10 protein-coding genes are annotated in these 8,629 nt (G+C 66.6%); 4 read left to right on the top strand and 6 right to left on the bottom strand.

The window, feature by feature from the left end; all coding sequences use genetic code 11:
* Nucleotides 1-903: MFS transporter (locus tag VNR91_RS07150; RefSeq protein WP_325490083.1), on the top strand; the 903-nt coding region annotated here is incomplete at its 5' end.
* A 12-nt stretch (nt 904-915) separates the two neighbouring features.
* Here the strand turns inward: VNR91_RS07150 and rsmD are convergent.
* Both rsmD and VNR91_RS07140 read right to left on the bottom strand, forming a co-directional pair.
* Nucleotides 916-1,455 carry a 16S rRNA (guanine(966)-N(2))-methyltransferase RsmD gene (rsmD, locus tag VNR91_RS07145; RefSeq protein ID WP_325490082.1) on the bottom strand — a complete coding sequence of 180 codons (540 nt, stop codon included), beginning with the start codon at nt 1,453-1,455 and terminating at the stop codon, nt 916-918.
* Nucleotides 1,452-2,597: a pseudouridine synthase gene (locus VNR91_RS07140; RefSeq protein ID WP_325490081.1), complete on the bottom strand. Its 1,146-nt coding sequence runs from the start codon at nt 2,595-2,597 to the stop codon at nt 1,452-1,454. The genes rsmD and VNR91_RS07140 overlap by 4 nt, the downstream gene beginning before the upstream one ends.
* 87 nt (nt 2,598-2,684) lie before the next feature.
* On the opposite strand from VNR91_RS07140, the gene VNR91_RS07135 reads away from it, so the two are divergent.
* Both VNR91_RS07135 and VNR91_RS07130 read left to right on the top strand, forming a co-directional pair.
* Nucleotides 2,685-3,116: a response regulator gene (locus tag VNR91_RS07135; protein WP_325490080.1), complete on the top strand. Its 432-nt coding sequence runs from the start codon at nt 2,685-2,687 to the stop codon at nt 3,114-3,116.
* Nucleotides 3,117-3,221: 105 nt separating this feature from the next.
* Nucleotides 3,222-4,871: an AmpG family muropeptide MFS transporter gene (locus tag VNR91_RS07130; protein ID WP_325490079.1), complete on the top strand. Its 1,650-nt coding sequence runs from the start codon at nt 3,222-3,224 to the stop codon at nt 4,869-4,871.
* Nucleotides 4,872-5,119: 248 nt separating this feature from the next.
* Here the strand turns inward: VNR91_RS07130 and VNR91_RS07125 are convergent, their stop codons facing one another.
* From VNR91_RS07125 to VNR91_RS07110, 4 genes are all read right to left on the bottom strand, one after another.
* Nucleotides 5,120-5,545 carry a very short patch repair endonuclease gene (locus tag VNR91_RS07125; protein WP_325490078.1) on the bottom strand — a complete coding sequence of 142 codons (426 nt, stop codon included), beginning with the start codon at nt 5,543-5,545 and terminating at the stop codon, nt 5,120-5,122.
* On the bottom strand, nt 5,542-6,366 hold the full coding sequence (locus VNR91_RS07120; protein WP_325490077.1) for a hypothetical protein: 825 nt from the start codon (nt 6,364-6,366) through the stop codon (nt 5,542-5,544). Before VNR91_RS07120 ends, VNR91_RS07125 begins: the two co-directional genes overlap by 4 nt.
* Nucleotides 6,363-7,460, bottom strand: a complete 1,098-nt coding sequence (locus VNR91_RS07115) for a DNA (cytosine-5-)-methyltransferase (RefSeq protein WP_325490076.1) — start codon at nt 7,458-7,460, stop codon at nt 6,363-6,365. Before VNR91_RS07115 ends, VNR91_RS07120 begins: the two co-directional genes overlap by 4 nt.
* A gap of 245 nt (nt 7,461-7,705) precedes the next feature.
* On the bottom strand, nt 7,706-8,125 hold the full coding sequence (locus tag VNR91_RS07110) for a hypothetical protein (RefSeq protein WP_325490075.1): 420 nt from the start codon (nt 8,123-8,125) through the stop codon (nt 7,706-7,708).
* Nucleotides 8,126-8,202: 77 nt separating this feature from the next.
* On the opposite strand from VNR91_RS07110, the gene VNR91_RS07105 reads away from it, so the two are divergent.
* Nucleotides 8,203-8,629: SDR family NAD(P)-dependent oxidoreductase (locus VNR91_RS07105; RefSeq protein WP_325490084.1), on the top strand; the 427-nt coding region annotated here is incomplete at its 3' end.

Genomic DNA, 8,629 nt, shown 5'->3' with positions numbered 1-8,629 from the left:
GGCCTGGGCGGCGAATGGGGCGGGGCGGCGCTGCTGGCGGTGGAGAACGCGCCGCCGGGATGGCGCGGCCGCTATGGCATGGTGCCGCAGCTCGGCGCGCCGATCGGCTTCATCGCCGCCAACGGGCTGTTCCTAATCCTGGGGGCGATCGTCACGCCCGAACAGTTCATGGCGTGGGGCTGGCGCGTGCCGTTCCTGCTGTCGATCGTGCTGGTCGGGCTGGGGCTGTGGGTGCGGCTCAAGATCGCCGAGACCCCGGCGTTCGCCAAGGTGCTGGAGGAAGGGCCACCGCCCGCCGTGCCGATGGGGGAATTGCTGCGCAAACACTGGGGCGTGGCGATCGGCGGCACGCTGGGCGCGATCGCGTGTTTCGCGGTCTATTATATCGCGACCGCCTTTGCGCTCGGCTACGGCACGACGACGCTCGGGATTGACCGACAGGTGATGCTGTCGCTTCAACTCGGCGCGATCCTGTTCATGGCTGTCGGGATCGTGCTGTCGGGCATCTGGGCCGACCGGACCAGCGCCAACCACGTGCTGACCTGGGGCTGCGTCGGCGCGGTGGTGGCGGGGCTGTTGATCGCGCCCGGGCTCGGGTCCGGTTCGCTGCTGCTGGTGTTCGCCAGCATGGCGTTCGCGCTATTCGTGATGGGATTCGTCTATGGCCCGCTCGGCGCATGGCTGCCCGGCCTCTACCCGGCACGGGTCCGCTACACCGGCGTGTCGCTGGCGTTCAACATGGCCGGGATCATCGGCGGCGGACTGACCCCGGTGGTGGCGCAGTGGCTGTCGGGGTGGGGCGGCCTGCCCTCGGTCGGCGTCTATCTGGCGGCGGCGTCGCTGGTGAGCCTGGTCGCGCTACTGGCGCTGCGATCGCGCGAGGGGCGCGACGGGATCGCCTGAATTTCCGCGGGACTATATGGCCCGCAGCAACGTCAGCTTCGCCTTGCCGAACACGCGCTCGGTCTCGATCTCGAATCCGGTCACCGCGACCGTTTCCGCCTTCGCTGTCTCGATACTGATCCAGCTTGCTGGCCCGGTCCACCCCAGCCGCGCGAGCTTGTCGAGCGCGACATTGCCGGCGCCCGAGGCATAGGGCGGATCCATCAGGATCACGTCGAGCGGCTTTGGCGCGGGCCCGAGCGCCATCACCGACGTGGCGCGAACATCCGCGCCCTTGGCTCCCAGCCTGGCGATGTTGGCCTTGAGCGCCTCGATCGCGGCGCGGTCCTGTTCGACGAACAGGCAGGTGGCGGCGCCGCGCGACAGCGCCTCCAGCCCCAGCGCGCCCGATCCGGCGAAGAGATCGGCCACCGCCAGCCCGTCAAAGCTGCCGAGCCGGCTGGTGAGCATCGAGAACAACGCCTCGCGCGTGCGGTCGGCGGTGGGGCGAGTGGCGTCGCCCGGCGGCGCCACCAGCGGGCGGCCGCGCCATTCGCCAGCGATCACCCTCATTTCCGACGTCCCCGCGGCTTGGTGCCCGGCTTCGGCTTGGCGCGCGCCCAACCGGGCTTGCGCTGCGGACGGGCAGGGCGTTCGGTCGCGGCGTCGAGCGTCGCGTCGGTCGCTTTCGGTTTCTCGGGCGGCGGGGCGCGGCGTTGCGGAGCGCGCGCCGGCGGCTTGCCGTCCGGTCGCGTGCGCGGAGCGGCGGCGGCGAGCGCACGCTGGCCGGGCGATCCGGCGGGCTTCCCACGCGGCGCCGCGTTCGGGCGCGGGCGGCGGGTGTCGATCTCCTCGCGCACGGGGTGCTTGCGTTCCGGGCCGGCGCGGGCGGCGCGTACCGTCGCCTGCGCCACGGCCCGCGCGACGGCTGGCTTGGGCGCAGTGTTGACCGTGACGGGCGCCTGCACCGCCCCCTTGCGCCCCAGCGACTGGCGGAACGCGACCAGATCATGCTGGCGCACCTCGCCGACCGCGCCGACCGGCATGTCACCCAGCACGAACGGGCCATAGCGGGTGCGGATCAGCCGGCTGACACGCAGGCCGAGATGCTCGAGCACGCGGCGGACCTCGCGGTTCTTGCCCTCGCGCAGCGTCATCTCGATCCACACATTGGCGCCGGTGCGCCGTTCGAGATTGGCGTCGATCTGGCCATAGCGCACGCCCTCGATCTCGATCCCGTCGATCAGATCCTCAAGCTGTGCCTGCGTGACCTGACCGTAGGCGCGCGCGCGGTAGCTGCGTTCGACCCCGGTCGCGGGCAATTCGAGCTGGCGCTTGAACTCGCCGTCGGTGGTGAGCAGCAGCAACCCCTCGGTGTTGAGGTCGAGCCGCCCGACCGGGATCACCCGCGGCAGGTCGGCGGGCAGCTTGTCATAGATCGTCGCGCGCCCCTTCGGGTCGTTCGCGGCGGTGAGCACGCCGGTGGGCTTGTGGAACAGGAACAGCCGCGCGGGCGCCGGTTCGCTGACCGGCGCGCCGTCGACCGTCACGCCGTGCAAAGAGGTGAGCAACGTCGCCGGCGTATCGATCGCGGTACCGTTCAGCGCGACTCGCCCCTCGGCGATCATGCGCTCGATCTCGCGCCGGGACGCGACGCCCGCGCGCGCCAGCAGCTTGGCGATGCGCTGTGAATCCTTGGCGATCGTCTTGGACATGGGGCGCCTTAGCGCGACGGGGGGCGCAGACACAATTTGTTTGCGGTATCCTCTTGCCGTCTCCGTCATGAAGGTCAGGAGGCTGTGATGTTGTTTGCGAAGAAGCCGCGTCGGATCGTGCGTATCCTCGTCGCCGAGGACGAACCGCTGTTGGCATTCGACATCGAGCATAATCTGAGCGGGCAGGGATTCGAGATCGTCGCGACGGTCGACAGCGTTTCGGACGCGGTGGCGATGATGGGCAGCGACCGCGCGATCGACCTGGCGCTGGTCGACATGACGCTGGTCGACGGCAGCGGCATCGACGTCGCCCGCGCGGCGCAGCGCCACGGCGTGCAGGTGATGTTCGTCACCGGCGAATGCCCAGTCGAGGCGCGGACGCTGTCGGCCGGCTGCCTCAGCAAGCCCTATCCCCAGCGCGACCTGACCGCCGCGATCGACGCGCTGGAAAAGGTGCTGGGCGGCGTGGTGCCCAAGCGGCTGCCGGCCAGCTTCAGCCTGTTCGCCACCCCGGCCTGATTTTCGGCCCGATCGCCCGCGTCGAAGCGGCGAGGGTGGTGGTTGGTCCTTCCTCTGCCCGGATTTTCGGCTAGTCTCGCGCGGTTACGGGCAGGGGACGGACGAATGACGGGTGTGGCCGGGGATCGGGTGACGTGGTGGGACGGCATCCGCCCCTATTTCGAGAAGGCGCCGCTGGCGGCATTCGCGCTCGGCATTTCCTCAGGCTTCCCCTACGCCATGATCGGCGCGACGCTCACCACCCGGCTGGCGCAAAGCGGGATCACCAAATCGGCGGTGACCGCGTTCGCGCTGACATTTCTCGCCTATAACCTCAAATGGGCGTGGGCGCCGGTGGTCGACAAGGTGCGGATCCCGGTGCTCGGCGCGCTGGGACCGCGGCGATCGTGGCTGATCCTGACTGGCGCGATGGTGATCGCCGCGGTGGTGCTGCTCGGCAATCTCGATCCCGGCGCGTCGCTGTCCGCCGTGGTCGGGGCGGCGATCCTGGTCGGGCTGGCCGGCGCGACGTTCGACGTCGTCATCGACGCCTATCGCATCGAATTGCTGGAGCCACGCCAGCTCGGCATCGGCTCCGGCATGTCGCAATATGGCTGGCGGATCGGATCGGCGGGCGCCGGCGCGCTGGCGCTGGTGGTGGCGAGCGGCGCGGGATGGGGCGTGGCCTATAGCCTGTGCGCGTTGTTCGCCCTGCCGGCGATCCTGGCAGGGCTGATCGTCGGCGAGCCGGAGCGCAAGGTCAGTCGCGAATGGCCGGACCGGATGGGGCGCAAACCCTATCTGATCTTCCTCGCCGCGTTCGTGCCGCTGTTCGTGCTGGGCCGCGCGATCGACGCGCTGCTGTCGGTCAACATCCTGTCGAACATGGTGCTGGTCGGCTATCTGTTTCCGCTGTTCGACCTGACCGCACGGCGCGCGCGCGATGCCGGGCGGTCGAGCCATCTCACCTGGCTGGGCCTGTTTACCGTCGCCGGGATCGGGCTGGGGCTCGCGTTCGGCTGGGGTTCGGTCGAAGCGGTGGTGCCGCTGGCGATCGGGGCGGCGTCGCTGCTGTGGATCGGCACCCGCCCACCGCGCGGCGCCGTAAGCGAGGCGAAGGTCGGGCCGCTGGTGGAATTCTTTCGCCGCGAGGGGGCTTGGCTGATCTTCCTGTTCATCCTCATCCACAAGCTGGGCGATACGCTCGCCAACCTGACGCTGCGGCTGTTGTTCGATGATATGGGCTACACCAACAACGAGATCGCGTTCTACGACGTGATGGTAGGCTTTGTCGCGCTGCTCGTCGGCATCTTCGTCGGCGGCGTCCTCTATGCCCGGCTCGGCATGAAGCGCGCGGTGCTGATCAGTCTGGTGCTGATGGCGATCTCCAATCTCAGCTTCGCTGCGCTGGCGGCGTCCGGCAAGTCGACGCTGGGCATGGCGGCGGCGATGGGCTTCGAGAATTTCGCCAGCGGTTTCGGCGGGGTCGCGGTGGTCGCCTATTTTTCCGCGCTCGCCGATCTGCGCTTCACCGCCGCGCAGTTCGCGCTGGTCTCCGCCGGCGCCAGCATCATCGGGCGGTTCCTGACCGGTACGACCGCGGGCAAGATGATCGAGGCGATGGGCTATGTGAATTATTACCTGCTGACCACGCTGATCGCCTTGCCTGGCGTGGCGCTGTTCTGGTGGATGAGCCGCACCGGCCTGATCGACCGCTCGATCGGCACCGCCGGGACACACGGCGAAGGAGATGCGCGGGAAGGAACGGCGGGGTGATCGGCGGATCGGTGTTGTGCACGATTCAACCGCCGGACCGAGGGGGCGCTATGCCCGAGAAAGTCGGCCCGCGCCACCGGCGGACTTGATCCGCGTTCGCCGCACGACGCGACGGTGGTGACCCCTACGGGAGGGGTCTGCGATGAAACGGAACAAACAAAATCAAGCGCTTACGTTGGCGCTTTTGCCGTGATTGGAGCAGCTTTGTAGCACCGTTCCGATGCGTCCGCACGATATATTCGACGTTGTCAGCGAGGCTCTTTCACTCGCTTGATCACATCTTCGACAAATGCCGCCACGGTTTCCTCGCTGCGGGTTTCGCATTCCCATAGCGTTAGCACTGTCCAGCCTGCGGCGTGCAGCGCGGCGACCTGACGATCGTCGCGCTCCACGTTCGTCTCGAGCTTCGTTCGCCAGAATTCCAATCGGCTTTTCGGCATTCGCGCATGTTCGCAGCCCGGATGCCGGTGCCAGAAACATCCGTGCACGAAGATGGCCAGTTTGGCCCGCCTGAAGACGATGTCGGGTCTGCCAGGCAGCTCTTTCGCCTGTAGCCTGTATCGTAGGCCAGCGGCATGTAACGCGCGCCTTAGACGCATCTCAGGCCGAGTATCGCGTCCCTTTACGCGTGACATGACCTCCGAGCGCGTAAGCGGCGCCCGCTTTCGTTTCACGCCGGAATGTATTCGCGAGCATAGGGATAGGGCTCGGTCTCCGCGTAAAGGATCACGCGGTCCGGAAATACAGTCACCCGCCACCCCGCCGGGAGCACAGCCAACGCCTTCGTCAGGATCGACCGTAGCGTGTCGGACTCCTCCACAGCCACCGGCGCGGCGGCTCGCTGATCGGCGTGCCCCGTTCGGTAATGCTCCGGCCGCTTCTTCCCAGGCAACTGGTCGGTCTGGTAGCGTAGCGTGAACGGCAGACCGTCTTTCAGCATGATCAACAGATCGAGCAGCGCATGGGTCGCCGACGGAAGACCAAGCGACCTGTCGATGTCGATCGGACGCTCAACGTCGAAGCCGGCGGGTTCTTGCCGCTCGCGGTTGTGGCCGGGGTCGTTCGAGCCGAAGCCGCTGTCGTTCCAGCGCAGCGCCGACTTGTCGGCCTTGCGAAGCGCGTCGATCAGGATCGCTTCAACGTCGAAGTTCGAGAATACGAGGATTCGGATCGCCTTGAAGCCGATCGTCGAAGGGTCGAGGTTCTGACGATGCTGGATGGTGAAGGCGTGACGGCCGAGGCGATCGCGGAATCCGTGACGCGTGTCAGTCTTGCCCGCGTATACCGGGTGCCCGTTCTCGAAGAGCACGTAGGCGCCCTTCGCACCCGCCGGGATCGCGTTGACCGCCTCAGGCGTCAGCGGCGCGATCGGCACTCGGTCCAGCACGCCCGGCAGATCAGTCCGGAGCACGCGCTCGATGTCGATCTCGTATTCGACGTATCCCAGCCGTTCGGCTTCGATGACGTTGGCGGCGGGCGTTTGCGATTCGGTCACGCCGCCATTGGCAGGCGCTTACCCCCGTCGGTCAAGATGGAAGCCATCCACTTTCCAACCGCTTCGGCCAGTTCGGATGGAACCGCGTTGCCCAACTGACGCATGCTCTCGGTCCAGCTACGGGGGAAGTCGTAGTTGTCCGGAAGGCCTTGCAACCGCGCCGCTTCGCGAGTGGTGAAATAGCGGACGGCGCCGCCGGGCAGAACCATCATGTTCTCGCCACCGGGCACGCCATGATCGCCGGCTTTCAGCGCCTTCGCCGGTTGGTCGAGCGGGCTGCCGGTGTGGCCCTTGTAGGACTTCGCCCCAGCCTGAAATACGTGGTTGCCCACGCCGGTCGGATCGCCGAGCCCGCGCAGCTTATCGCGCACGGTCACCCAGCGTTTCCCAGTCGGCTCAACGCCGAGCGCGCGCAGCTTCTTTACGGTGCTTATGTCGAGATAGTCGGTCGGCTCTTTCTGGCGCGGGAGCCCGTGTTCCCTCCAGTACGTTCCGGTGACGAACTGCTCCCAGAGAAGGCGGTCGCGCGAGTGCGTCGGCTGCAGCATGGCGACGGGTCGCACCAGCACGTCGGACCGGACGCCGGCGATGATGACGCGGTGGCGCTTCTGGGCGGCGCCGAAGTCGGCGGCGTTGACGCTGATCACGCGGACTTCATAGCTCAGGTCGGCAGCGGGCTTCGCCAAGCCGTCGATGATGGATTGGAGGTAGCCGGCAAACTTGCGCCGAGTGAGGCCACGGACGTTCTCGAACAAAAATGCACGCGGACGTATTTCTCGCACCGAGCGTATCGCCTGCGGCCACATGTCGCGGTGATCGTCGTCGCCACGATGCTTGCCACCTATGCTGAACGGCTGGCAGGGCGGCCCCCCGGCCACGAGATCGACGCCGGCGAACTGCTTCCAATCGATCTCGCGCACGTCGCTGCGCACGATCGGCCAATCGGCGACATGTTCGACGCCCAGCGCCTTATTATGGAGGACAGTCGCGACGGCGTCGCCATTCCACTCCACCATCAGATCGTGATGGAAGCCCGCGCGAGCCAGGCCGAGGCCAAGCCCACCACACCCTGTAAAAAGCTCGACGCTGCGCACGATCTCAACCCCTCCTAGACCGAACAAGCGGCATTACGATTTCCGTAACGCCGTCGTTCGCATGACATTTCGGCACGATCAAGGCCGACCTTCTATCCGCGTGCATCAGGAAAAACTTCGATCGTGCCTCGACTCATGAGCTGCATACATAGCAAACGTTCTCTATTTGTTCTATAGCCATATTGATCGGGTCGCTCCAAGACCCCGGAGGCGAAGTAGGGTGCGTTGATACATCGCGCCAAATTTCAGGCCGCTCGGGGAAACACGTCGATCTGGCCATTGACCTTGGCGTCGTCGCGCACGAGTTCAGCGAGACGTCGAGTGGCGAAGTCGATACCTTCGCGGCGCAACTCGATGGGCTTGTTCGGCAGGTGAAGTATTTCGCCAGGCAAGATGCGGAAATGTCCGCGAGCAGCGTCGCTCGGCAGGATAACCGCGCGACGCGTGCCTGGAATCTGAGACAGGCGGCAGTTCGTGTAGACGAAGCAGCGGTGACCGCGAGGGGCGACGACCACGACGTTATTCAGCATCGCGCTGTCATGGTCGACCGTGAAGTCGAGATGGATCAAGTCCATGTCGGTCTGTTCGGCGATAAGGGCGAGTTCGGCGATCAGCGTCCTCGCCGCCGAGACCAAGCGGCTCGAAGGCTTGATCGGCGTCGACAAGCAGGCGTCACAAGCCCTTACCCGCGGACTCCCGGCGGGCCTTCGACGCTGCGACGGAACGTTTCGGCGGCGTCGACATCCTGGTCGCCAACGCTGGCGTCGGCACGCTGGCGCCCTTCGCCTCGACGACCGAGGAGATGTTCGACCGGCTCTTCGCCATCACCAAAGGGACGTTCTTCGCGATGCAGGAGGCTTCGTCGCGCCTGAGGGCCGGCGGGCGCATCGTCGGGATATCGACGGGCCTGACGCGAAACTGGGCGCCGATGGGGGCGGCCTATGTTGGATCGAAGGCGGCGGTTGAGCAGTTCGCCCGTTCGCTTTCGAAAGAGGTCGGAGCACGCGACATCACGGTCAACATGGTCCTGCCCGGCGTGGTGGAGACGGACAACGGTGTCGGTAGCCGCTTGCGCTTCGGTACGCGCCGTTTCCGAAGCAGTCGTATACGAAGGTGGCGCTGCCCGCGGGGAGTTGCGATCCGATCTGGGTGGACAGCACCGACTTGCC

Source organism: Sphingomonas sp. (genome assembly GCF_035555815.1).
Lineage (GTDB): Bacteria > Pseudomonadota > Alphaproteobacteria > Sphingomonadales > Sphingomonadaceae > Sphingomonas.
The sequence above is the reverse complement of the archived record's forward strand: the minus strand, read 5'-3'. Positions and strand labels throughout refer to the sequence as shown.